Annotated in this window: 21 protein-coding genes and 1 tRNA gene; 12 read left to right on the top strand and 10 right to left on the bottom strand. The window is 71.8% G+C overall.

Annotated features, from left to right (window positions below):
• Window positions 1–151 precede the first annotated feature (151 nt).
• The 3 genes from OG622_RS31640 to OG622_RS31650 all read left to right on the top strand — a co-directional run bounded on the left by OG622_RS31640 (window position 152) and on the right by OG622_RS31650 (window position 3,013).
• Window positions 152–961: a decarboxylase gene (locus OG622_RS31640; RefSeq protein ID WP_371584283.1), complete on the top strand. Its 810-nt coding sequence runs from the start codon at window positions 152–154 to the stop codon at window positions 959–961.
• Window positions 958–1,689: a decarboxylase gene (locus OG622_RS31645; protein WP_371580026.1), complete on the top strand. Its 732-nt coding sequence runs from the start codon at window positions 958–960 to the stop codon at window positions 1,687–1,689. Before OG622_RS31640 ends, OG622_RS31645 begins: the two co-directional genes overlap by 4 nt.
• Window positions 1,690–1,897: 208 nt before the next feature.
• The gene (locus OG622_RS31650; protein ID WP_371580027.1) at window positions 1,898–3,013 is read left to right on the top strand and encodes an LLM class flavin-dependent oxidoreductase; all 1,116 of its coding nucleotides are present in this window, start codon (window positions 1,898–1,900) and stop codon (window positions 3,011–3,013) included.
• 22 nt (window positions 3,014–3,035) lie between these two features.
• Here the strand turns inward: OG622_RS31650 and OG622_RS31655 are convergent, their stop codons facing one another.
• Complete coding sequence (locus OG622_RS31655; protein ID WP_371584284.1) at window positions 3,036–4,757, bottom strand: putative bifunctional diguanylate cyclase/phosphodiesterase; 1,722 nt, start codon at window positions 4,755–4,757, stop codon at window positions 3,036–3,038.
• A gap of 536 nt (window positions 4,758–5,293) precedes the next feature.
• Here OG622_RS31655 and OG622_RS31660 point away from each other — a divergent pair.
• Entirely contained in the window at window positions 5,294–6,709 is a 1,416-nt protein-coding gene (locus tag OG622_RS31660; protein WP_371580028.1) for a M6 family metalloprotease domain-containing protein, read from the top strand.
• Window positions 6,710–6,809: 100 nt separating this feature from the next.
• Here the strand turns inward: OG622_RS31660 and OG622_RS31665 are convergent.
• From OG622_RS31665 to OG622_RS31695, 7 genes are all read right to left on the bottom strand, one after another.
• Window positions 6,810–6,883 (bottom strand) — tRNA-Lys (locus OG622_RS31665).
• Window positions 6,874–7,563: a bifunctional DNA primase/polymerase gene (locus OG622_RS31670; RefSeq protein WP_371580029.1), complete on the bottom strand. Its 690-nt coding sequence runs from the start codon at window positions 7,561–7,563 to the stop codon at window positions 6,874–6,876. Before OG622_RS31670 ends, OG622_RS31665 begins: the two co-directional genes overlap by 10 nt.
• Before the next feature lie 310 nt (window positions 7,564–7,873).
• Window positions 7,874–8,236 carry a hypothetical protein gene (locus OG622_RS31675; protein ID WP_037703437.1) on the bottom strand — a complete coding sequence of 121 codons (363 nt, stop codon included), beginning with the start codon at window positions 8,234–8,236 and terminating at the stop codon, window positions 7,874–7,876.
• Window positions 8,237–8,474: 238 nt separating this feature from the next.
• Complete coding sequence (locus OG622_RS31680; RefSeq protein WP_371580030.1) at window positions 8,475–9,818, bottom strand: AAA family ATPase; 1,344 nt, start codon at window positions 9,816–9,818, stop codon at window positions 8,475–8,477.
• Entirely contained in the window at window positions 9,815–11,446 is a 1,632-nt protein-coding gene (locus tag OG622_RS31685; protein ID WP_371580031.1) for a hypothetical protein, read from the bottom strand. Before OG622_RS31685 ends, OG622_RS31680 begins: the two co-directional genes overlap by 4 nt.
• Window positions 11,437–12,630: a hypothetical protein gene (locus tag OG622_RS31690; RefSeq protein ID WP_371584285.1), complete on the bottom strand. Its 1,194-nt coding sequence runs from the start codon at window positions 12,628–12,630 to the stop codon at window positions 11,437–11,439. Before OG622_RS31690 ends, OG622_RS31685 begins: the two co-directional genes overlap by 10 nt.
• On the bottom strand, window positions 12,581–13,612 hold the full coding sequence (locus tag OG622_RS31695; protein WP_371580032.1) for a phosphatase PAP2 family protein: 1,032 nt from the start codon (window positions 13,610–13,612) through the stop codon (window positions 12,581–12,583). Before OG622_RS31695 ends, OG622_RS31690 begins: the two co-directional genes overlap by 50 nt.
• A gap of 204 nt (window positions 13,613–13,816) precedes the next feature.
• Between OG622_RS31695 and OG622_RS31700 the strand changes: the two genes are divergently transcribed.
• Window positions 13,817–14,410, top strand: a complete 594-nt coding sequence (locus tag OG622_RS31700) for a histidine phosphatase family protein (protein ID WP_371580033.1) — start codon at window positions 13,817–13,819, stop codon at window positions 14,408–14,410.
• Window positions 14,411–14,541: 131 nt separating this feature from the next.
• Here the strand turns inward: OG622_RS31700 and OG622_RS31705 are convergent, their stop codons facing one another.
• Window positions 14,542–16,053, bottom strand: a complete 1,512-nt coding sequence (locus OG622_RS31705; protein WP_371580034.1) for a hypothetical protein — start codon at window positions 16,051–16,053, stop codon at window positions 14,542–14,544.
• A 258-nt stretch (window positions 16,054–16,311) separates the two neighbouring features.
• Between OG622_RS31705 and OG622_RS31710 the strand changes: the two genes are divergently transcribed.
• A complete protein-coding gene (locus tag OG622_RS31710) occupies window positions 16,312–16,686 on the top strand; it encodes a hypothetical protein (RefSeq protein WP_371580035.1) in 375 nt (124 codons plus the stop codon).
• 103 nt (window positions 16,687–16,789) lie between these two features.
• Window positions 16,790–17,662, top strand: coding sequence for a spermidine synthase (locus OG622_RS31715; RefSeq protein ID WP_371580036.1), 873 nt, complete (start codon window positions 16,790–16,792; stop codon window positions 17,660–17,662).
• Window positions 17,663–17,775: 113 nt separating this feature from the next.
• On the opposite strand, the gene OG622_RS31720 is transcribed toward OG622_RS31715, so the two are convergent.
• A complete protein-coding gene (locus OG622_RS31720) occupies window positions 17,776–18,321 on the bottom strand; it encodes a hypothetical protein (RefSeq protein WP_371580037.1) in 546 nt (181 codons plus the stop codon).
• Window positions 18,322–18,410: 89 nt separating this feature from the next.
• Here OG622_RS31720 and OG622_RS31725 point away from each other — a divergent pair, with 89 nt between their 5' ends.
• The 5 genes from OG622_RS31725 (at window position 18,411) to OG622_RS31745 (ending at window position 24,082) form a co-directional block, all read left to right on the top strand.
• The gene (locus tag OG622_RS31725) at window positions 18,411–19,115 is read left to right on the top strand and encodes a response regulator transcription factor (RefSeq protein WP_371580038.1); all 705 of its coding nucleotides are present in this window, start codon (window positions 18,411–18,413) and stop codon (window positions 19,113–19,115) included.
• Window positions 19,116–19,152: 37 nt separating this feature from the next.
• Entirely contained in the window at window positions 19,153–20,577 is a 1,425-nt protein-coding gene (locus tag OG622_RS31730; RefSeq protein ID WP_371580039.1) for a sensor histidine kinase, read from the top strand.
• Window positions 20,578–20,827: 250 nt separating this feature from the next.
• A complete protein-coding gene (locus tag OG622_RS31735) occupies window positions 20,828–22,138 on the top strand; it encodes an ABC transporter substrate-binding protein (RefSeq protein WP_371580040.1) in 1,311 nt (436 codons plus the stop codon).
• Window positions 22,139–22,190: 52 nt separating this feature from the next.
• Window positions 22,191–23,180: a carbohydrate ABC transporter permease gene (locus tag OG622_RS31740; RefSeq protein WP_371580041.1), complete on the top strand. Its 990-nt coding sequence runs from the start codon at window positions 22,191–22,193 to the stop codon at window positions 23,178–23,180.
• Window positions 23,177–24,082 carry a carbohydrate ABC transporter permease gene (locus OG622_RS31745; RefSeq protein ID WP_371580042.1) on the top strand — a complete coding sequence of 302 codons (906 nt, stop codon included), beginning with the start codon at window positions 23,177–23,179 and terminating at the stop codon, window positions 24,080–24,082. The genes OG622_RS31740 and OG622_RS31745 overlap by 4 nt, the downstream gene beginning before the upstream one ends.
• Window positions 24,083–24,118 lie beyond the last annotated feature (36 nt).

Below are 24,118 nucleotides of genomic sequence, written 5' to 3' on the forward strand. Positions count from 1 at the left end.
CTGCTCACGACGGAAGCGGTTCCACCGGCCCCACGAGATGCGTGTGACGTGCACTGATTGACCACGCTCGCACCCGAACCTACCTTCGTCAACACGGACTTGCGCACGTTCTGTCGTCCGCACATCTCTCTCCGTGAGGCCGGTGACCGTCATGAATGTCTCCTTCCTCGGTGGACCCCGGCCGCAGCGCGGCGTCGGTGTCATCGCCCCCTTCGACTTCGCCCTCGACCGTGAGCTGTGGCGCTGGGTCCCGAACGACGTCTCCCTCCACCTCACCCGGACCCCGTACGTCCCGGTCGAGGTGAGCCTCGACCTGGCCCGCCTGGTCTCCGAACACGAGACGCTCCACCACGCGGTCCGGGCCCTGAACGAGGTCGCGCCCGAGGTCGTGGCCTACGCCTGCACCAGCGGCAGTTTCGTCGGCGGGGTCGCGGGGGAGCGGGCGATGGGCGAGGCGATGACCCGCGCGGGCGCCGCGCACGCGGTCACCACCTCCGGCGCGCTGCTCACCGCACTGACCGAGCTGAACGTCCGCCGTGTCGCCCTGGTCACCCCGTACACCGTCTCGGTCACCCGGTCCCTGGAGGAGTACCTCGCGGAGGCGGGCATCCTGGTCACCGGCCGCGCCTCGCTCGGCCTGGTCCGGCACATCTGGAAGGTCCCGTACCACGATGTGGTCGCCATGGCCCGTCTCGCGGTCCGTACGGTGACGCCGGACGCCCTCTTCGTCTCCTGCACCAACCTCCCCACGTACGACGTCATCCCCCAGCTGGAAGCGGAACTGCGGATGCCCGTTCTCTCGGCCAACCAGGTGACGATGTGGGCGGCGCTGCGTCATCTGGGTACCCGGGCGGTGGGTCCGTACCAGGCTCTGCTCGACGAGTCGGCCAGGCAGACGTTCGGTGCGGGACCTGTTCCGCCACCGCCGGTACTGCCGGAAGAACAGGAAGGTTGGGCATGACCGCACTCGGTTTCCTCTATCCGGGCCACTCCGCCGAGGACGACTATCCGCGTATGGAGCAGCTGCTCGCCAGCGACATCCGGGTGGACGTGGTGCACACCGACATCGGTGAGGACGCCCACCGCGTGGACGCCCTGCGCGAGATGGGCGCCCCCGAACGACTGGCGGCCGGCTGCGAGGCCCTGCGTCTCTCCGGCGCGGAGGCCATCGTCTGGGCCTGCACCAGCGGCAGTTTCGTCTACGGCTACGAAGGCGCCCACGACCAGATCCGCACCCTCGCCCGCACGGCGGGCCTCCCCGCCTCCTCCACGTCCTTCGCCTTCGTCCACGCGGCCCGGGAGGTGGGAGCCACCAGGGTGGCCGTGGCCGCGACCTACCCCGACGACGTGGCCCGGCTCTTCGTCGACTTCCTGGCAGCGGCAGGCGTGGAAGTCCTCGCGGTGCGGGGCGCGGGCATCGTCACGGCGGCGGAGGTGGGCACCTGGGGCCTGGACGAGATCCTCACCCTCGCCCGCGCGGCCGACCACCCGGACGCGCACGCCCTGCTCCTCCCGGACACGGCCCTGCACACCGCCTCCCACATCCCCACCCTGGAGAAGGAATTCGGCAAACCGGTCCTCACCGCCAACCAGGTCACGGTCTGGGAGGCCCTGAGGCTGGCGGACAGGAGGGTGAACGCCCCACAACTGGGCGCCCTGTTCACCAGGGAACCGATCGTGCAGGTATAGCCACGGGCCCCCCGCGCCCCAAAGGGGCGCGGGGAACCGCGCGAGCAACCACGACGAGTCCGCGGATGGGGGTCAAAGGGGCGCGGCCCCTTGAGGACGGGACGTTGGATGGGACGCCTAGGGGCGGCGGGGGCGGGGAATAACCGGAGCCACCCTCCTGTTACCCCACCCCGTACCCACAAACCGCCCGCCCGCAGGAGGCCCCGCCGTGACCACAGCCGAGATACGAGGCGAAGCCAAGGGCACCGCCCCGGTCCCCCTCTCCGTCCTCGACCTGGTCACCGTCGGCGCCGGCCGCACCGCCACAGACGCCCTCCGCACCAGCGTCGCCCTCGCCCGCCAGACGGAAGTCCGCGGCTTCCACCGCTACTGGGTGGCCGAACACCACTCCATGCCCGGCGTCGCCTCGTCCTCCCCCGCGGTGATCCTCGCCCACCTCGCCGCCCACACCACCCGCATCCGCCTCGGCTCAGGCGGCGTGATGCTCCCCAACCACGCCCCGCTGGTCATCGCGGAGCAGTTCGGCACCCTCGAAGCGATGGCCCCCGGCCGCGTCGACCTCGGCCTCGGCCGCGCCCCCGGCACGGACGGCGCCACCGCCGCCGCCCTCCGCCGCTCGGCCCGCCTGAACGAGGGCGCCGACGACTTCCCGGAGCAGCTCGCGGAGCTGACCCGCTTCCTGGACGACGACTTCCCCGACGGCCACCCCTACCGCCGTATCCACGCGGTCCCGGGCCCCATCCAGAGCACCTCACCCGGTGGCGTGCAGTCCCCGCACCGCCCCCCGGTCTGGCTGCTCGGCTCCTCCGGCTTCAGCGCCCGCCTGGCCGGCTCCCTCGGCCTCCCCTTCGCCTTCGCCCACCACTTCTCCGCGCGGAACACGATCCCGGCGCTCGACCTGTACCGCGAGTCGTTCCGCCCCTCGCCGGTCCTCGACGTCCCGTACGCGCTGATCGGCGTCTCCGCCCTCGCCGCGGACGAGGAGAAGGAGGCCCGCCGCCAGGTCAGGGCCGCCGCGCTGAACATGATCCGCCTGCGCACCGGCCGCCCCGGCCTCGTCCCGACGCCGGAGGAGGCGGAGGCGTACGAATTCAGCGTGGCCGAACAGGACTTCATCGACTCCTGGAACGCGGACGTCGTCCACGGCACCGTCGACGAGGTCCGCACCCGCCTCGACGACCTCCAGAAGCGCACCGGCGCCGACGAGCTGATGCTCACCAGCCACGCCCACAGCGCCGACCTGCGCCTGCGCTCGTACGAACTGATCGCGGACGCCTACGACCTGCCGCGCGTCCCCCGTACCGAAGCCGGACCTCAGGCCTGAGCGCAGGCCTGAGGTCAGGACCTCAGGCCTGAGGGCAGGCCGCCGCCCCCAGCAGTTCCGCGATCCGTTCCGGCGACACCGCGCGGGAGTACAGCCACCCCTGCCCGGTGTCGCAGCCGAGCCGGCGCAGCCGGGCGGCCTGCGCGTCGGTCTCCACGCCCTCCGCCGTGACCGACAGCCCGAGCCGGTGGGCGAGCTGTACGAGGGCCTCGACGATGATCTCGTCGGCGGGGTTGGGCTGCCCGTCGTCCCCGGCGGCCCCGCTCTCCTCAGCGCTCTCGTACTGGAACCCCCGTACGAACGCCCCGTCCAGCTTCAGCACCGACACCGGCAGCCGGCTCAGGTACGCGAGGTTGGAGTACCCGGTGCCGAAGTCGTCGATGGCGATCCGTACGCCCATGTCGCTGAGGGCCCTGAGGGCCTGGAGGGGGCGGCCGGCGGAGCCCATGAGCGCGGACTCGGTGAGCTCCAGCTGCAGCAGGTGCGGGGCGAGCCCGGTCTCCGCGAGGATCTCGGCGACGTCGGCGACCAGGTCGGAGTCCCAGACCTGGCGGACGGCCACGTTCACGCTGACGAAGATCGGCGCCCGGTCCGGGTGGTCGATCTGCCAGCGGCGGGCCTGCCGGCAGGCGGTGGCCAGAATCCACCGCCCGAGCTGGACGATCGAGCCGTCCTCCTCCGCCAATGAGATGAACCGATTCGGCGTCAACAGGCCGAACTGCGGGTGATGCCAGCGCACCAGCGCCTCGACCCCGCGCACCTCGCCCTCCGCCATGCCCACCAGCGGCTGGTACTCCAGGGCGAACTCGCCCCGTCCGACGGCCGCCCGCAGCGTGGACGACAGGGCCTGACGGGTCATGCGGTGGGCGTTGCGCTCCGGGTCGAACAGCGTCCAGCGGGCCTTTCCGTCGGCCTTCGCCCAGTACAGCGTCGTGTCGGCGGCCTGCATCAGCCCGGTCGCCGTCGTGCTCGCCGACTGCCGTTCGACGACGCCGATCGAGGCCGAGACGGACAGCCGCTGACCGGCCAGGTCGAAGGGGGCCTGCAGGGCCTTGAGGACCGAGTCGGCCAGGTCGGCGAGTTGCTCCGTGCCGGTGGAGTCCTCCACGAGCAGCGCGAACTCGTCACCACCGAGTCTGGCCACCAGCGGCGCCCCGGCCGCCGTACCGGCCGTGCGCAGGAGGGCGGCCTCGTCGGCGCACCGGGTGAGCCGCTCGGCGACGGCCGTGAGGAGCCGGTCGCCGACACGGTGGCCGAGGGTGTCGTTGACCGCCTTGAAGCCGTCCAGGTCCAGATAGACCAGACCGATCCGGCCGGTGCCGACCTCGTCGTACGTTTCCCGTTCGAGGGCGGCGGAGAGCTGTTCGAAGAAGAGGGTGCGGTTGGGGAGCCGGGTCACCGGGTCGTGCATCTGCAGGTGATGGAGCCTGGCCTGAAGCAGGCGGTTGGCGCTGATGTCGGTGACCGAGAGGAGGACCGCCCGCTCCTCCTCGGGCAGCGGCGCCACCGACACCTGCACCCACAGCCAGGTCCCGTCCGGCTGTTTCAGTCGGCGTGTACAGCGCAGCCGGGCCTGCCGGCCGCGCAGCACCTCGCGGTAGGCGTGCCAGGTGCGGGTGTCCGAGGCGAGGTCCACCAGGTCGGCGGCGACCCGCCCGACCAGCGGCTCCGCGCCTGTCCCGAGCAGCGTCCCCATCGCCCCGTTGGCGGTGACGACCAGCCCGTCCCGGTCGACCACGGCCATGGCGAGTGGCGCGACGGAGAAGGCGGCGGGTGCGGTGGGACTCTCCCCCGACGACTGGCTCGACTGAACTGACGCATTGACGTGACGCTCTGTGATCGCCGGCCGGACGAGGTCTGCCACGGGCGCCGGCCCTTGGGACGTTCCGCTCACCGTTCGCTCCCGCAGTGCACTCGTTTTCGTACGGTCTCATGTGTCTCGTCGGAGCGGCCCAACCAGGTACGTACGGGCGCTCAAGCCGTGTCCGTGCAGGAAAGTGTGCCGATCATAGAGGCTGCCCTCTGGGCCTTCTAGCCACTCTCCAGTCTCCCTGAACAACGACCTGATCTGACAGATCGTTTCTGCCCCGACCTGAACGGCTTCCTCGCTCTGTCGACCGATTGTGACGTTCCGTGAGCACTCGGGGTGTCGGCCATTGGTGGTGATCCGGCTCCTTCTCGCCCGTTCCTCACTCTTTTGGTGCAGGCAAACAGGGCAAAGTACTACTAATTCCGAAAATCTGGACGCGGTGTCCACAAGATCCGCATCCGGAGGTCTCCGTGCAGCGTCCGCTCCTCTGGAAGGAACTCCTGGGCGACCGGGCGCCCGCTCTGCGCAGTACAGCGGCCATGCTCACCTCCCTCACCGCGCTCGCCGCGACCTCCCTGATCGCGGCCCCCTCCGCCGTGCCGCTGTCGGAGCCGTGCACGCTGCGACGCACCCAGGCACATCACTCGGAGGGTCTCGACACCTGGAACTCCGCGTATCCACGCCCCACCCGCGACCTCGACGCCGTACTCGTATTCTTGTCATTCCCGGACGCGGCCCCTCTCACCACACCGGCCGAGCTGACCGCGGATCATTTTCCGGCCACCAGCGAGTTCTTCGAACGCGCCTCGTACGGCAAGTTCGCACTTCACCCCCATCCGGGACGTGAGTGGCTGGAGATGCCCCAGCCGTCGACGGCGTACGCCATACGGCGTGACTGGAACGCGTCGCACCGGGCCGCCTACCTCAGGGACGCGCTCGCCACGGCCGACCCGCACGTCGACTTCTCCCGGTACGACGTCGTGTACCTCGTCGCCGACCCGCACGCGCCCGGCGTCGACTCGGACGCGACGAAGGTGGTCAACCTCGAATCCCCGCTGGAGGTCGACGGCACGGGCCTCCGCCGGGTGGTCACCGTGTTCGAGCGGCATCCACCGGACCGGCTCGTCCTCGCCCACGAGACGGGCCATGTCTTCGATCTCCCCGACCTCTACCACCGCCCCGTCGACGGCAAGGGCGACTGGGACACCCATGTCGGCGACTGGGACCTCATGGGCAGCCAGTTCGCCCTGGCCCCGGATCTGTTCGCCTGGCACAAGTGGAAGCTGGGCTGGCTGGAACCGCGCCAGGTGACGTGCGTACGGGGGGTGGGGGGCACCCGGTTGACGCTGGAGGCGGTGGGGGCGGGGCCACGGGGGGCGTACGAGGGGGAGACGGCGGAAGCCGAGATGGCCGAGATGGCCGAGATGGCCGAGATGGCCGAGACGGGCGAGACGGGCGAGACGGGCGAGGTCGGGGGTGGTGAGGCCGTCGGGCGTGCGGGTGAGGGCGCGGCGGTGGCCGGTGTCGGGGCGCGGGCCTTCGGGGCCGGACGGGGCAAGAAGCTGGCGGTCGTCCGTACGGGTTCCGACAGCGTGCTCGCGATCGAGGCGCGCGGCGCGGTCGGCAACGACGGTTCCGTCTGCACACAGGGCGTCCTCGTCTACCGCGTCCGCGGCGGCGCCGAGTCCGGCGGCGGCCCCATCGAGGTCCTCGACGCCCACCCGCGCACGGAGGCCTGCTGGGAGGAGTCCGTGTACCCGCCCCTCGCGGACGCGCCGGTGGGTGTGGGCGAGAGCTTCAAGGTGCCGGGGGAGGCCGTGGAGGTGGAGGTGGAGGGGCGTACGGCGACCGGCGCGTGGACGGTGCGGATCACGACGGGGCGGTAGCGGCCGGATGGGGAGACCGGGTGCGGGCGGGGAGGGCGGGGGAGGGCGGCGCGGCGACGGAAGAAGCCCCCCGCTTCCGCGAGGGGCTTCTTCCGTGTCGTGCGCCGCCAGGGACTCGAACCCCGGACCCGCTGATTAAGAGTCAGCTGCTCTAACCAACTGAGCTAGCGGCGCCTGCTGACGTCGTAGACCTTAGCACCCTGATCGGGGGGAGGAAAAATCGATACGCGCACGGTCGCGGAGGCACTCGCGCGGGCCGCCCGGACGGCCGCCCAGAGCAGTACCTCGGGCCCCGGAAGCCAAGGTCGGCGGGTGTCCGGAGCGACGAGCCAACGGGACCCGATCCGGGCGACACCGGGCGCGTCCGGCGTGCTGCCGCCGGCCTCGCCGCTGCCCCTGGTGCCGCCTTCGAGGGCGCTGTCGCCTCCGGTCTGGAGGACGGCCGGGACGGTCACGGCGTCGCCCGCGCCGTGGCAGAGGAGCGGCGGGACGGCGCCGGTGCGGCCGGGGGAGCCCCACTCCTCCCACTCCAGGAGCGTGGGCAGCCGGTGGGCGGTGCCGGGGGAGGCGAACAGCAGCATGCGTCCGCGGTAGACGGCGACCGGCCCGGAGCCGGCGCCCTCGTCCCATAACCGGTCGAGCATGCGCCGCCCGAAGATCGCCGGCACGCTGACGACGTCGAACACGCTCCCGCACGGCAGCACCACCGGCGCGGCCGGCCGCTCCTCCCACAGCGTCAACGTGCTGCGCGGATACGTTCCTGCCGAGGCCAGCCAAGCCGCCCCCTCCGCCGTGACCCTCGCGACATCTGCCCCGTCCTGCGGGTACCTGCCCGTCTCAACTCCACCGCTCATGCATCCAGGTCTACCGCCCGTGACGGCCCGAACCCGTGCAGTTGCCAGAAACTGGTACGGGAGATGGGCAAGTGGGGTATCTTGCCCAACCGGCATATGCCAGACGTCGTTTCGGGTATTGCATATGCGGCCTCCCGCGTGGCTGCGGCGCAGCCGTGCCCCCGGGAGCACGGGGGCACGGGGCGTGCTGGGAGCGATGGGCGGACGGGGGGAGGGCGGGCGAAGCGGCACCCGGCAAGCGCCGGTGAGCGAGACCCCGCCCCGAGCCCGGCCCCGGGTCACCAGGAACCCCGGCCGCACGACCCCCCGCTCAGATGGACTCCGGCCCGCTGACGTCCCGCCCCCGCAGCAGCTCCCGTCCGTACTCGACCATCTTCTTGGCGTAGTCCTCGGTCCACTCCGCGCGCTCCGCGATATCCGCCGAGGTCAGCCGATCGAACCGTCGAGGATCCGCCAGCTGAGCCGCCGCGATCGCCTGGAACTCCACGGCGCGGTCGGCCGCCGCCCGGAACGCCTGCGCCAACTCCGTCGCCCGCGAGAGCAACGCCCGCGGATCGTCGATCGACTCCAGATCGAAGAAGTGCTCGGGATCGCCGGCCGCCTCCGCCGGCTCGAAGAGCAGGGGCGCGGGGCGTAGCCGCGGTTCGTTCCGACGCGACGTGGGCTCCGCCATGTCTTCTCCTCCTCGTACGACGGTTCTGTGGGCCGGTCCCCGGGGGTGTCCCGAGTGGAGGGCCACCGTCCATTGTCTCGTGACCGCGCAAGTGGGCATCGACCCTGCCCAGGCTCCCCACCCGCCGACCTCCACACACCTACGTCCCCGAAGGCGCCGCCCGCTCGCACGCGCCCGGGGCGGCCCGCACCGCGCGCCCCCGGTCAGGGCGTCGGACCCGCTGTCCCACCGGCCCCGGCTAGGGCCGCCAACCCACCCGGTGCTTCCCCAGCTCCGCCAGCACCGCGTGGTTCGCCTCCCAGCCGTCCGGGAACTTCACGGTCACCCCCAGCTGCACCGGCTCGATCGACGGATGGTCGTCGAGCAGGTCGGTGACGCCCGCCCGGCACACCACGACGCAGGCGTGCCGGTGTCGGGAGGCGAGGACGCACAGCCGCCCGGTCTCCAGGTGGAACGCCGTCGCGTCGGGGCGCCCGGACAGCGGGTGCAGGACGACCGTGACGTCGTACTCGCGCCCCTGGAGCCGGTTGGCCGTGTCCACGACCACGTCGCAGACGCCCAGCTCGGTCAGCGCGGAGCGCACCGCTGCGGCCTGGTCGCGGTGGGCCGTGCCGACGGCGATCCGGTCGGCGGTCAGCGGCACGGGCTCCTCGGACCGCTCCGAGGTCGCCGCCCCGCCCCGGTCGAGGAGTCGACGTACGACCAGGGCGACGGCCCGTACCGCCTCGGGATCGGTCCGTGGCGTGTGCCGGGCCGGCAGCTCCAGCAGCCCCCATCCCGACTCGGCCGCCTCGTCGATCACCCGGTCCGGACCGGAGCCGTCCGACGGCACCGCGAACCCGAGCCGCCGGTCCCCGTGCTCCGTACCGCTGCGGAAGGGGGTGAAGGGATAGAACGCGTCGGAGACCAGGGGCGCCGCCGACGCCGGGAGCCGCCAGGACACCGGCAGCCGGTGCTGGGGCAGCTCCGGGTTGTGGGCCAGCAAGGTGCTCACCGCCGAGGCCGACGGGTCGTAGGACAGCCCCGCCCACTGCTCGCTGCCCACGATCGCGAACGGGTCCAGCTGCCCGGGATCACCCACGAACAGCGCCCGCTCGAACAGCCCCGCCACGGCCAGCAGCGCGTCCGACCGCATCTGGTACGCCTCGTCGACGATCGCGTGCCGCCACGGCTCGACCCCGTTGACGTGCGCCCACTTCGCGGCCGTGGAGATCACGACGTCCAGCCCGGCCAGATCGGCCGCCTTCGTCGACTTCCGTACGTTCGCCAGATCGTCCAGTGCCTTGTCGTACGGGTCGCTGTCGCTGCTGTGCAGCCGGCCGACCGGGAGGTCCGGGTCCTTCTCGGCGAGCCGGATGACCAGGTCGTCGACCTGCGCGTTCGTCTGCGCGATGACCATCAGGGGCCGTCCGGCGGAGGCGAGTTCGAGCGCCGCGCGGACGACGAGCGTCGACTTCCCGGCGCCGGGCGGCGAGTCGACGACGACACCGCGCGCGTCGCCGTGCAGCGTGTCGCGCAGGATCGCGTCGGTGGCCCGGCCGGCCGCCGCCCCGGGGTCGAGTACGGCCTCGGTGGGGGTCACAGGACATCCTCCGCGGTCACCGGATCCGGCAGTGGTACGGCGTCGGGCTCACCCGGCGGCCCGCCGTGCGTCCACGGTGTCTCCTCGGGGTCCGGCAGCTTCGCCCCGCCCCGCTGGTCGTGCTCGAAGAGGGTGAAACAGAGCAGGTCCCCCTTCTCGGGGACCGACCCCACCTCCGGCTCCTTGCCCCGCCCCATCTTGTCCATGATCCGCAGGACGAGGAGCCCGCCGTCGTGACCGCCGGTTCCGTCCTCCTCGTCCCCCTCGCTCCCCTCGTACCCCACGAACTCCGCCGCCTGCGGCTTCCCGCCCAGCGAGCGGTACACCTTCGCCCGCTCCCCGAGATGCGGCCGGTCCCGCGTCCGTACGGTGACCAGGGGCCGTGGGCTGGGCCGCTTGCTCTCGCTGTAGGCCATGACGACGTCCGTGACCTCACCGGCGAACGCCTCCCCGGCCAGCCGTCGCCCGGCCATGACGAGGGGGTCGTCCAGGGCCTCCTGGGCGTCGAGGCGGGCCTGTTCCCGCTCGCGCGCGGCCAGTTTGTTCGCGGCGGTGACCGCGTCGTCGATCCGGGGCTGTGGGGGCTCCCCGGCGACGATCCGGTCCCGGTGCCCGGTGAAGGACCAGCGGTCGCGGGTCCACCGGTCGGCCGCGTGGGCGCCCTCCGGCAGGGCGCGCAGCAGGTCGAGGCCGTGCCAGACCGCGTCCCACGTGGGCCGGGTGCGGCTCTCGACGAGGGCGTGGATCTCCCGCTCGGCGGCGGTCAGCGCACCCAGCCGGTCGTCGGCCTCCAGACCGTCCTCGGCGGCGGCCAGGGCGAGCCGCGCCCGGTCGTACCGCTCGATGGCCGGGGCCAGCAGCTTGTTGTCGAACGCCGGATCGGTCGCGGGCCCGGCGGGCGGCCACAGCAACTGGCCCCCGGCGTCCCGCGCCAGCTCGGCCCGCCGCGCCGCCGCCTCGCCCGGCTCCCCCTCCGGGGGGTCGATCCAGGCGAGCAGCGACGCCAGATGCTGGTCCTCCACCCCGGACTGCCCGGTCGCCCAGTGCCGCGACAACAGGTCGGTCAGCGCGAGCAGCAGCGAGGAGCCCGGCACCCGGGCCCGCTCCCCGAAGTGCGTGAGCCACCGCCCGAGCAACGGCACGCGTGGCGGCGCCGGATGGGGCGCCTCCGGGTCCTGCTCGGCGGTGCGCCGGAACCGCATGGAGCGCCCGAGGAGCCGTACGAAGTCGATGCCCGTCCGGCTCGGCAGGATCAACTGCGGCGCGTCCGCGCACAGTTCGACCTCCACCTTGACGCGCTTGCCGGTCTCCGGGTCGGTCTCGCTGCGCTCGGCCGCCTCCACGACGTCGGCGTACGAGTCCACGTACGGCAGCACGATGTCCGCCAGCTCGGCCAGGAACGCGAAGCGCAGGTCCCGGTCCCGGGGCTGGGGCACCACCAGCAGCCGGGGCGCGTCCCGGTCGGTGCCGACGAGCGCGCCGAGCGGGGCCCCGGCCTCACCGGCGGTGGTGAGCGGCACGAGGACCAGGGGGCGGTCCGAGAGATGCCGGTGCAGGACGGTCGCGGCGGGCTGGGCGCGGCCTGTGCTGACGGCTTCGAGGCGGGCCAGGGTGGAGATCAGCGACACGGAACCCCCTCCGGGGCCGAACCGGTGAGGGCGGTGGCTACCGGGCGCTCGGCAGGGACTCCCAACGCCTCCGCCCGCAGCTCCGCCGCCCTGCGCAGCGCGGCCACGGCGGGGTCGTCCGGGTCGCCGGCCCTGCCGTGGGCCGCCGCCAGGACGTCGTCGACCGTAGTGAGGCCGCCCAGCTCGGCGCGCGTGGCCCGGCCCAGGGAGGTCACCGCGCCCTCCGTGCGGGAGCGGGCCCGGCAGTGGAAGGCCAGCTCGCAGGCGGCGAGGCACTCGGGGGCGTAGGAGGCGGACAGTGCCTCGACGGCCGTCGTCAGCTGCTCCTGGGGGAGGTCGGTGGCGAAGCAGGTGCCCTCGGGGAGGGTGTCCGCGATCTCCTCGATGCGGGTCAGCCGCGTCAACTGGCGGCGTGTGACCGCCCGTTGCTTGCGAACGTCCACCGCGGCGGCCGTCGGGAGGTTGGTGAAGTCCTTGGGGCAGACCAGCAGCACCCGGTGACGCACCTCGGGGGTGGGGGCGCCCTCGCGGGCGTCGCCGCCGAGGCGGGCTGCGACCTCCTCCAGCGCCAGCACGTACACCGCGGACTGGCGGGCCGCCGCGCCCACCTTCGCCGGGTCCGCCGAACCGTCCAGCATCGGGAAGGACTTGATCTCGACGACCGACCAGGTGCCGTCCGGGTGGACCACCACCGCGTCCGGTTCCAGGAACGCGGGGGTGCCCGCGACGTCGAGCGCGAGCATGGGGTGGTCGAGCAGCGCCCAGCCGCCGGCGTCCGTGGCGTCGCGCAACGCCAGTGCCGTACGGGCGGCGCGGCCCTCGGGGCCCACGGCGGTGAGGTCGGGGACCTTGGCGGAGGTCGGTGGCTCGGCGCCGGGGTCCAGTCTCTCGTGCACCAGCCGCAGCAGCTCCGCGCCGCCGTCCGCCTTGACCTTGGCCTCGAAGGCGTTGCCCCGCATGAAGGCGAACTGGGACTGGCCGAAGGCGGAGGGCGAGCCGAGCGCGTCCGCCAGCACCGCCTTGTTCACGCCCGCGCCGTCCAGCAGCGCGCGGCGCTCACAGCCCGGGTTGGCCGCGAGCGCGGCGAGGGCGCGCGCGTCCAGCGCCTTGGGTGGGACCTCGGGGCCGCGCAGCTCAGCGAGCCGCTGCCGCAGCGCCGTCCCCTGCTTGCGAGGGGGCGGCACCCGGCTCGGGTTCGATGATCCGCTGCCGTGGAATTCGCTCACCCGGGGAAGTCTGGCATCCACCACTGACAATGGGGGAAATTGAGCCCCGAGAGGCGGCCGTGGCTGGAACGACGGGCTCCTCACCGTGCGGTCGGTCACCGCCGTCGAACCGGCCCGCGGTCATCGTCCGCAGGCCGAGCGCCGTCCGGCACCGGTCCGCGGTCCGCAGCACCAGCGGTGTCAGCAGCAGGCCCGCCCCCATCACGGCGGCGCCCGCCACCGCGTCGAGGAAGTAGTGGTTCGCGGTGCCCATCACCACGATCGTGGTGATCAGCGGGTACGCGACGGCGGCGGTCCGCACGAGCCGCGAGCCGCCGCCGAAGCGCCAGAGGATCACACCGCACCACAGGGCCCAGCCGACGTGCAGGCTCGGCATCGCCGCGTACTGGTTCGTCATGCCGCCCAGGCCCCGGGGCGCGCTGGCCTCGCCGCCCCACCAGCCCCACGAGCTGTAGTAGGCCATGGTGTCGACGAATCCGTGGGACGGGTCGAGCAGCCGGGGCGGGCAGGTGGGGAGCAGGGTGAAGCCGACAAGGCCGATGAAGGTGGAGGTCAGCAGCCAGGTGCGGGCCGCGCGATAGCGCACGGTACGGGACCTGAAGAGCCATATCAGGAGCGCGGGCGTGACCAGGTAGTGCAGTGACGCGTACCAGAAGTCGGCGGGTATCCCGATCCAGGGCTCACGGGTGAACAGGCGGTTCAGCGGATGCTCGGCGTTGAGCCACAGGGCCTTCTCGATCCGCAGGAGCTCCAGGCCGTGGTCGACGGCGTGGGCGGTGTCGCCGCGGGCGAGCAGCCGCCCGGCCGAGTACGCCCCGTACACCAGCAGGATCAGCGGCAGTTCGGTCCACCAGCGGAGCCGCGCGTTCGGCGCCCCCTCGGTAACCGGTGCGCCGGTCCTTCTGGTAACCGGTGCTTCGGTCGCCTCGGTCTGCGACATCCGAACGTCCTCCCCCATCTGCGTGCCTCGGTGTCCGCCCGTGTGCGGTGTTCATCTGTGCGTGGTTCAGCTGTGGCCCTAGTGCAGGACGAAGTCCAAGACGCAGAGATCGCCTTACGGGTTGCCCCCCGACAGCGTGCGCGATGATGGAATCATCCGCCTCCGAATTCTCCCTTCTCGCAGAAGGCCTTGGAAAGGTCGCCCATGGCACCGCGCATCCTGCTGGCCCGGCATGGACAGACGGAATGGTCCCTGCTCGGGAAGCACACCGGCAGGACGGACATCCCGCTCCTCGAAGAGGGCCGGCGCGGTGCCAAGCTCCTCGGGGAGCGCCTTCACCGGGCGCCCCTGGACGGGTTGCCCGGTGTCGACGTCCGGACGAGTCCCCTGTCCCGCGCGCGTGAGACCTGCGATCTGGCCGGCTTCGGCGAGCGGGCCACCGAGTGGGACACGCTGATGGAGGTGGACTACGGGGCGTACGAGGGGCTGACGCCCGCCGAGATCCAGGCCTTCCGGCCCGGCTGGCTCATGTGGCGCGACGGCGTCCCCGAGGGGGAGACCCTTCAGCAGATCTCCGCGCGCGCGGACGAGGTGGTCGCGTGGGCGCGCGGCGAGGACCGCGATGTGCTGGTCTTCGCCCACGGGCACGTCCTGCGGTCCATAGCCGCGCGCTGGCTGGGGCTGGACGTCGGCTTCGCGGCCCGCGTCCGCCTCAACCCGACCTCTCTGTCGGTGCTGGGCTGGGCCTACGGCGACCCGGCGATCGAGTCCTGGAACGACACGGGGCATCTGTCATGACCGCGGGCAGTCGTGCCGTCGGGGGCGGCACCGGTGGGTGCGGCGGCACCCCGTGAGCGCCGGGCCACGCGATGTGCCCCCGCCCGGCCGCGCGGCTGGGGGCACCCTCGAAACCGCCGCCTAAGCCACTCCTAAGCCGTCCGCGCGACCCCCGCGTGCCGTTCCAGGAACGCCGACACCCCCGAGGCCCGGCGGTGCGGCAGCAGTACCCGGGCCGTTGCCGCCAGCATCTGCTGGACACGGGAGGACTGGACCTCGTCGAGGAGGTCCAGGACCCGCGTTCCGGCCGCCGCGGCCTCGTCGGGGCGCCCCCCGCGCGCGAGGTCGTCGGCGAGCTCGGCGGTGTACAGCGCGATGTTCCGCGTGAAGTGCGGGTTCTGCGTCCCGGCCGCCCGGCGCGCGTGCCGGGCCGCCCGTGGCCAGTCGCCCAGCGTGGACCAGCACTGTGCCTCAAGGCCCTCCAGCTCGGCCTCCCCGTAGAAGCTCATCCACTCCGGGTCGGTCTCGCCGGCCCCCCGCCCGAACAGGGCGTGCGCCCGGGCCAGCGCCTGCTCGCACCCGGTGCGGTCGGCGAGCCCCGCCCAGCCGCCCGCCTCCCGCAGCGCGAGCAGGGACATCAGTCGCGGCGAGCCCAGCGGCCGGGCGACCCGCTGCGCGGCCTGCGCCGCCCGTACCGCCTCGCGCGGCCGGCCCGCGTCCCGCGCGAGGAACGCGGTGTTGCAGAAGGCGTGCGCCTCCAGCCCCGGGTCCCCCGACATCCGGGCCGTGGCGAGGGCCTCCGCGTAGTGCGAGCGGGCGTCGTCGAACCGCCCCGAGTCATGGGCCAACCAGCCCACCGAGATGGCCAGTTCTCCCGCCCCCGAGTACAGCCGGTCGGCGGTGGCCTGCCGGGTGGTGCCCGCGTCGAGCAGCGCGTACGCCGCCCGCAGCGGCGCCGAGGCCCTGCGGTACAGCCCGTCCGCCCCGTGCCGGTCGTCGAGCAGCCGGATCTTGCGTACGGCCGCTTCGAGGGCCCCCGCCTCCCCCGTGCCCGCCCGGTGGACGGGACGGCCGGTGGCCGACGCGGTGCCCCCCAGGGCGAAGGGGCCGAGCGAGGCGGCCGCCACCGCGGCGCTGCCTCCGGTCATGAATGCGCGACGTTGCACGTCGCTCTCCTCGTGGTTCTGGTACGTGTGCTGCGAGCCCCGCCGGCCGCGCACGTAGCCCGTGTCGCCCCGCGGGTCCTGCATGTCGTACATCTCTTGCGTGTCATACGGCTCGTACGCCCCTTCCGTCTCACCCCTCACTCCGTGTGAGAGGTGAGAGCGGCTCTTGTTGCGAGGGGAGGGCGCCTCTTCGGCGGGGCGCGCCCCCCGACCGCGTACCTCCGCGCGGGGCGCGAACCCCAGGTCGGTCAGTGTGCGGCCGGGAAACATGTGCAGGAACACCCGCTCGTACGCGTAGTTGGGGCAGCGGATCTCGCCCGCCTCGACCCGCCCGACGTACCGCGCGTCACAGCTCACCCGCTCGCCGATCTCACGCGCGGCCCGCCGTACCGCCGCGGCGAACTCGCCCGGCGAACGCTGCCCGCGCAGCCGCCTGAAGGCGAGGTTCGGCCGCTGTGGCCGGGGAAACTGGGACGAGGTCACCGATGACGACGTCATGGCCGGGCCCTCTCTCGCGAACCGTCGAACCATGCCGGATTCATTAGGACTTGTGTGCGTGCTGCACGGTTGGTTCCGCTGTGTCCGGCGGGGCAAGAACGTACCCGCCCCGTCGGTGCCCCCACGCGAGGTTTGGCTACAAACCGGATATCTCATCCCGGATCTGCCATGAACTGCCATCCTTTGCGGCGCAGTTTCGCCGTAGCCGTTGACGGAGTGGCGCGTTGGGCAGGTGGCTGGCAGGCCTGGGAGGCCCGGATGAAGAATCTCGAACCCCGTTCCGAGTGCGACATGGTGACCGTGCCCGCCCGGCAAGGGCTGGAGGCGGTCGACATTCTCCGTCGGGGTGCCCTCGACGTGGTGGGGCCCGTCATGACGGTCGGGCCCGTCCTGCACGACGACACCTGCGACACCCTCGGGTTTCTGGTGCCGCCCGGTACGGCTGACGCGTGGGACGTGCCGGGGAGCACGTGTACGCAGAGCGACGGTCGGGGGGCGGTGCTCGTTCCCGCGGACGGGGCGGACTGGTTGCTTCCGCTTGGCGAGGCGGACCTCGCGACCGATCCGACGGTGTTGCGGGCGGCGTTGGACGAGGCGGCGCGGTTGATCGAGGCGGCGGACAACTGCCGGTGAGTCGCGCCCGGTCGACGTAGGAGTTCCGGTCCCGGTTCGTCGGCGGCTGCGGTTCGTCGTGGGCTCGTCGCGCCCACCGCCCTCCAGGCCCGATAATGGACTGGTGGGCAGGTCCAAGAAGGGGCAGGGGCGGCGTGGGCAAGGGGCCGACGCCGTTGTCGAGGAGGTCGACGGGGGGCTTGCCGAGCTGCAACCCGATCGGGACCGGCCTCGGGCGTGGACGTTGCTGGTCGACGGGGCACCGCAGTCGCACGTCGATCTCGACGATCCGGCGTATCTGTCGTTCGAGTACCAGCGCCGGCTCGGACATGTCATCGATCTCGTCGCCCCGGCCGGGCGGCCCGTGCACGCCGTACACCTCGGCGGGGGCGCCTTCACCCTCGCCCGGTATGCCGCCGCCACGCGCCCCCGCTCCACCCAGCAGGTCGTCGAACGTGACGCGGCACTCGTCCAACTGGTCCGGCGGGAACTGCCGTTGGATCCGAACGCGCGCATACGGGTGCGGTCGACGGACGCGCGCGAAGGGCTCGCGAAGGTGCCGGACGGGTGGGCGGACCTGGTCATCGCGGATGTGTTCAGCGCGGCGCGCACCCCGGCGCACCTGACGTCGACGGAATTCCTCACGGACGTACGGCGGGTGGTGAAGCCCGGCGGGTACTACGCCGCCAACCTCGCCGACGGCCCGCCGCTGGCCCATCTTCGCGGCCAGATCGCCACCGCCGCCGCCGTCTTCCCGGAGCTGGCACTGATCGCCGACCCCACGGTGTTGCGGGGCAGACGATTCGGCAACGCGGTCCTGGTCGCCTCCGACCAGCCGCTCCCCGTCGCCGAACTGACCCGCCGTGCCGCCTCCGACCCGCACCCCGGCCGCGTCGAACACGGCAGGGCGCTCACCGACTTCACGGGCGGCGCGGTGCCGGTGACGGACGCGGGGGCGGTGGCCTCGCCCGTGCCGCCGTCGTCGGTGTTCCGCTGAGGGCGCGGGGTTCTCAGACGTAACGGTCCGCGGAAGCGCCGGTCGGCAGAACGTGCCGGTTGGCAGAACGTGCCGGTTGGCAGAACGTGCCGGTCCGCGGAACGCACCGGGCCTCAGAAGTTCTGGACGTCCACCCGGGGCGCGCTGTCGTGCCAGGTGCAGAAGACCGACACCCGGTCCGCACCGGCGGCGAAGTCGACCCGGATCCAGGTCTCCGTCTTCCACACCTGCATCGACCAGCCCGAGCCGGGCGTCGCCGACACGAGGGTCGCGTACTCCTCGCCGAGTGAGAAGACCACCCGGCCGCCCTCGGTGTCGTACCCCTTGATCTCGCCCGCGTCGGCCGGGACACCGGTGCTCGGACCGGGGCTGGGCCGCACGGACTTCGACGGCTTCGAGGGGGTGAGGGACGGCTCGCCCGCGTCTCTCTTCGCCGGTGCCTTCGTGCTCTTCGCCGGCTCGGGAAGGGCCGTCGCGGTGACCGGCGAGGGGGCTCCCCCGGCCTGAGCGTCGGCGGCCGTGATGGGCAGGGCGCGGGGCGGGTCGTAGGCCGTGCCGGCCATCACCGTGTGGACGCCCCACCACGTCAACGTGACCGCCGCGCCCGTGGCGAGCAGCCAGGCCAGTACGTGGAGAAGTCCTCTGCGCATCGCGGCCATACTGCCTCACGAGCCCCATCGGTGTCGTGGCCGCGTGAGTTGTCCACAGGCCCCGACCGGCCCGCCGCGTTTGGCGTACGGTGCGGCGCATGGCAAGTGTGCTCGTGGTCGAGGACGACCAGTTCGTACGCTCGGCGCTGATCAGGCATCTGACGGACGCCGCACACACCGTGCGCAGCGTCGGCACGGCCCTGGAGGCGCTGCGCGAGGTCGCGCACATCCGCTTCGACGTGGTCATCCTCGACCTCGGGCTGCCCGATCTCGACGGCTCGGAGGCGCTGAAGATGCTGCGCGGCATCACGGACGTCCCGGTGATCATCGCGACCGCGCGGGACGACGAGTCGGAGATCGTCCGCCTGCTGAACGCGGGCGCGGACGACTATCTGACCAAGCCGTTCTCGGTCGAGCACCTGTCCGCCCGGATGGCCGCCGTGCTGCGCCGCTCCCGCGCCTCCGCCGGCGAGGCGCTCCCGTCCACGGTCATCCGGGTCGGCGGCCTCGCGATCGACCCGCTGCGCCGCCAGGCCGGGCTGGACGGCGTACGACTCGATCTCACCCGGCGTGAGTTCGACCTGCTCGCGTTCCTCGCCGGCCGGCCCGGTGTCGTCGTCCCGCGCAAGGAGCTGCTGGCCGAGGTGTGGCAGCAGTCGTACGGGGACGACCAGACCATCGACGTGCATCTGTCGTGGCTGCGGCGGAAGTTGGGGGAGACGGCGGCGAAGCCGCGCTATCTGCACACGCTGCGCGGGGTCGGTGTGAAGCTGGAGCCGCCGGGGGCGGGGGAGCGGCCATGAGCCGGCGGCCGGTCGGGACGTGCGGGGCGGTGCGGCCATGAGATGGGCGCTGGTCAAGGTGTGCGTGGCGGTGACGGCGATGGTCGTGGTGGCCTTCGCGGTGCCGCTCGGGCTGGTCATCAAGGAGATGGCACGGGACCGGGCCTTCTCCAACGCCGAGCGGGAGGCGGCCGCGATCGCCCCGGCGCTCTCCATCACCACCGACCGGGAGCAGTTGGAGCGGGTCGTCGCCTCGGCGGGGTCGGACGACGGGATGGCGGTGCACATACCGGCGGACGGTGCGGGGGCCACCGCGCTCGACCTGGGCCGGCAGCGGGCGTCCGACCAGGACATCGCGACCGTGCGGAAGTTGGGCCGGGCCTCCACCGCGCAGGTGCCGGGCGGGTCCGCGCTGCTCCAGCCCACCGCGCTCAGCTCCGGCGCGATAGCGGTCGTCGAGGTCCATGTGCCCGAGTCGGAGGTGAGCAACGGCGTCGCCACGGCGTGGGCGGTGCTCGCCGGGGTGGGCGCCCTGCTGATCGTCGGCTCGGTGGCGGTCGCCGACCGGCTCGGGGTGCGCATGGTCCGGCCCGCGCGGCGGCTGGTGGAGAGCGCGCAGGAACTGGGGGAGGGGCAGTTGGGCGCGAGGGTACCGGAGAAGGGGCCGAAGGAGCTGCGGCTGGCGGCGGTGGCGTTCAACGCGATGGCCGACCAGGTGGTCCAGCTGCTGGCGAACGAGCGGGAGCTGGCGGCGGATCTGTCGCACCGACTGCGGACACCGCTGACCGTGCTGCGGCTCAACGCGGCCTCGCTCGGCGACGGGCCGGCCGCCGAGCAGACGCGGGCGGCGGTCGAGCAGCTGGAGCGGGAGGTCGACACGATCATCCGGACGGCGCGGGAGGCCAAGCCTCAGACGGCGGTGGCGGGGCCCGGCGCCGGGTGCGACGCGGCCGAGGTGGTCCGGGAGCGGATGGCGTTCTGGTCGGCGCTCGCGGAGGACGAGGGCCGCAGGTGGCGGGTGGCCGGGGTCGAGCGCCCGGTCCGCATACCCGTCGCCCGAGCCGATCTGGCCGCGGGGCTGGACGCCCTCCTCGGCAATGTCTTCCGGCACACGGCTCAGGGCACGGCCTTCGCGGTCGACGTCCACAACGGCGAGGACGCGGTGATCGTCCTGGTCTCCGACGCGGGGTCCGGTATCACCGACCCCGGGGCCGCCATGGCCCGTGGCCGGGGCTCCGGCAGCGACGGCTCGACCGGGCTCGGCCTGGACATCGTGCGCAGGCTCGCCGAGTCGACCGGCGGTGACGTCCGCCTCGGGCCGTCGGTGCTGGGCGGCGCCGAGGTGCGGGTCTGGATCCAGCTGGACGGGGGCGCGGCGGGGGACGGCAGGGCGTCGGCGCGGAGAGGGCACCGAGGGGCGTCGATACGCCGACGCGGACGCAGCGGAACGGCCTCGGTCCGAGCCGGTGACCTCGGTGGTTGATCTTGCGCGGTCACGGTGCCCCGCGGATGCGGCTCCTACGGTGAGTGAAGTGGCTCACATATGTGTCGGTCACGTTTCGACATCCACGGATTACGTTTCAACAAAGGGGGACAAGAAGCCTTGACGTATGACATGACATAGAGCTGTTATGGCGGCCACCGATGTTCGGTCGAGTTGGTTTCTGATTGTTTTCGATCAGTAGCTGACGAGGGCCATTGCGACCGAACCACCTGTCCCCAGGGAGCCGTACATGCACCTCACACCTTCCGGACTCGCCGTCCCCGGGCCGAGCCGTCGCACCCTGCTGCGCGGCATAGGCGGGGCCGCTGCGCTCGGCGCTGGAGTCCCCCTGCTCAGCGCCTGCGGCGGCAGTGGCAGTTCGGCCGGCGACTCGAAGACCGTCACCCTCGGCTCGAACGCGTCGGACGCGGTGCCGAAGAAGGCGTTCGCCGAGATCTACGCGGCGTTCAAGAAGCAGTCCGGGATCACGGTCGACGTGAACACCAAGGACCACAACACGTTCCAGGAGCAGATCAACACCTATCTGCAGGGCACGCCGGACGACGTGTTCCACTGGTTCGCGGGCTACCGCATGCAGTTCTTCGCGTCCAAGGGCCTCGCCAACCCGATCGACGACGTGTGGGACAAGATCGGGGGCAACTTCCCCGACGCGATGAAGAAGCTCAGCCAGGGCGCGGACGGCAAGTTCTACTTCGTGCCGCTGTACACCTACCCCTGGGCCCTCTTCTACCGCAAGAGCGTCTTCGCGGAGAAGGGCTACGAGGTTCCCACCACGTGGGACCAGCTGATCGCCCTGTGCAAGCAGATGGAGAAGGACAAGCTCGTCCCGATCGCCTTCGGCGACAAGGACGCGTGGCCGGCGATGGGCACCTTCGACCAGCTGAACTTCCGGACCAACGGCTACGACTTCCACGTCGAGCTGATGGCGGGCAAGGCGTCCTGGACCGACGCCAAGGTGCGCAAGGTCTTCGACCTGTGGTCCGAGCTGCTGCCGTACCACCAGGAGGGCGCGGTCGGCCGTACCTGGCAGGACGCCGCGCAGACCCTGGCGTCGAAGAAGGCGGGCATGTACCTGCTGGGCACCTTCGTGGGCCAGCAGTTCACCAACAAGGAAGACCTCGACGACCTCGACTTCTTCGCCTTCCCGGAGATCGACCCGGCGTACGGCCAGGACACCGTCGAGGCCCCGACCGACGGCTTCATGATGAGCAAGAGCCCGAAGAACAAGGCGGGCGCGGTCAAGCTCATGGAGTTCCTCGGCACCCCCGAGGCCGAGCAGATCTACCTCAAGGCCGACCCGAACGTCGTCGCCGCCTCCACCAAGGCCGACACCTCCTCGTACACGCCGATGCAGAAGAAGGCGTTCGAGATGATCTCCGGCGCCAAGAGCCTCACCCAGTTCATGGACCGCGACAGCCGTCCGGACTTCACCTCGACGGTGATGCAGCCGGCGCTGCAGAAGTTCATCCGCGACCCCAAGGGCATCGACAGCCTGCTCTCGTCCATCGAGCGCCAGAAGAAGACGATCTTCGCGTCCTGACGACCGACTGTCCTGACGATCGACCGTCCTCACGACTGGATGACCTCCTGACATGACGACCACCCCCACCGAGAGCCCGGAGGCGGCCACGCCGCCTCCGGGCTCCGGCCCTGCCGCCAAGACCGCAAAAGCCGCGAAGGTGCCCCGGGGGCACCGGCGGCTCCTCACCCGCCGAGACAGGCTCACGCTGGGCCTGATGGCGGGTCTGCCGACGATCCTGCACGTCGCCCTCGTCTGGGTGACGGCCTTCGCCTCGATCGCGCTGGCCTTCACCACCTGGGACGGCATCGGCTTCGACTCGATCAAGTGGGTCGGGTTCGACAACTTCAAGGAACTGTTCACCAACAACCCGCAGTTCTGGCCCGCCGTCGAGCACAACATCATCTGGTTCGTGGCGCTCATCTTGATCCCCACGCCGCTCGGCCTGTTCCTGGCCGTGCAGCTGGACAAGCAGATCCGGTTCAGCCGCGTCTACCAGACGGCCTTCTTCCTGCCCGTCGTGATGTCGCTCGCGGTCATCGGCTTCGTCTGGCAGCTGATCTACAACCCCGACACGGGCCTGATCAACAGCCTGATCGGCGCCAACGAGCCGGGCCACTACATCGACTGGATCGGCGACCCGGACCTCAACCTCTGGGCCATCCTCATCGCCGCGTCCTGGCGGCACACCGGCTACATGATGATCCTGTACCTGGCCGGCCTGAAGGGCGTCGACCCGTCCCTGCGGGAGGCCTCCGCGCTGGACGGCGCCAACGAGTGGCAGACGTTCAAGAACGTCATCTTCCCGACCCTGCGCCCGACGAACACCGTCGTCCTGGTCGTCACCATCATCGAGGCCCTGCGCGCCTTCGACCTCGTCTTCGTCTTCAACAAGGGCGCCGAGGGCACGGAACTGCTGTCGATCCTCGTCACCAACAACATCATCGGAGAGTCCAGCCGTATCGGATACGGATCGGCGATCGCCGTCGTCCTCCTGGTGATCTCCCTCGTCGTGATCATCCCGTATCTGATCTCGACCTTCCGGAAGGAGCGGCGCGCATGAGCACCACCGTCGACACCACCGCCGCGACCGCCGCTCCCAAGGAGCGCACCCCCCTGCGCCCCGCGCGGGTCCTCCTGCACGTCTTCCTCGCCGGTATGGCACTGGCGTGGCTGGGACCCCTGCTGTGGGCCCTGTACGCCGCCATGCGCCCGTACGGCGAGACCAGCGAGAAGGGCTACGTCTCGTGGCCCGACAAGCTGAGCTTCGACAACTTCACGAACGCGTTCACGCAGTCGGACATGACGCACTACTTCGTGAACACGCTGATCGTCGCCGTCCCGGCGGTGCTGGTGACGCTGTTCCTGTCGTCGATGGTGGCGTTCTACGTCAGCCGCTTCGACTTCCGCGTCAACATCTTCCTGCTGCTGGTCTTCACGGCGGGCAACCTGCTCCCGCAGCAGGTCATCATCACCCCGCTGTACCGCCTGTACCTGCTCATCGACCTGCCCGGCATCACGATGAGCGGCAAGCTGTACGACTCCGCGCTCGGCCTGGTCCTCATCCACGTGGCGTTCCAGTCCGGCTTCTGCGCCTTCGTGCTCAGCAACTACATGCGCTCCCTGCCGCACGAGCTGACCGAGGCCGCGCTCGTCGACGGCGCGTCCGTGTGGCGCCTGTACTGGCAGATCGTGCTCCCGCTGTGCAAGCCCGCGATGGCCGCCCTGGGAACCCTGCTCTCCATCTGGATCTACAACGACTTCTTCTGGGCCCTCGTCCTGATCTCCACCGGCGAGAACATGCCGATCACCTCGGCCCTGAACAACCTCTCCGGGCAGTACTTCACCGACCCCAACCTGGTCGCCGCAGGTGCGCTCCTCACCGCGATCCCCACGCTGGTCGTGTACTTCGCGCTCCAGCGGCAGTTCGTGAGTGGTCTGACCCTCGGCGCCAACAAGGGCTGACAGCCCCTTCGGCAGCCCACGTTTCGAAAGAGAAGT

Origin of the sequence: Streptomyces sp. NBC_01314, from assembly GCF_041435215.1 — a bacterium.
Classification (GTDB): domain Bacteria; phylum Actinomycetota; class Actinomycetes; order Streptomycetales; family Streptomycetaceae; genus Streptomyces.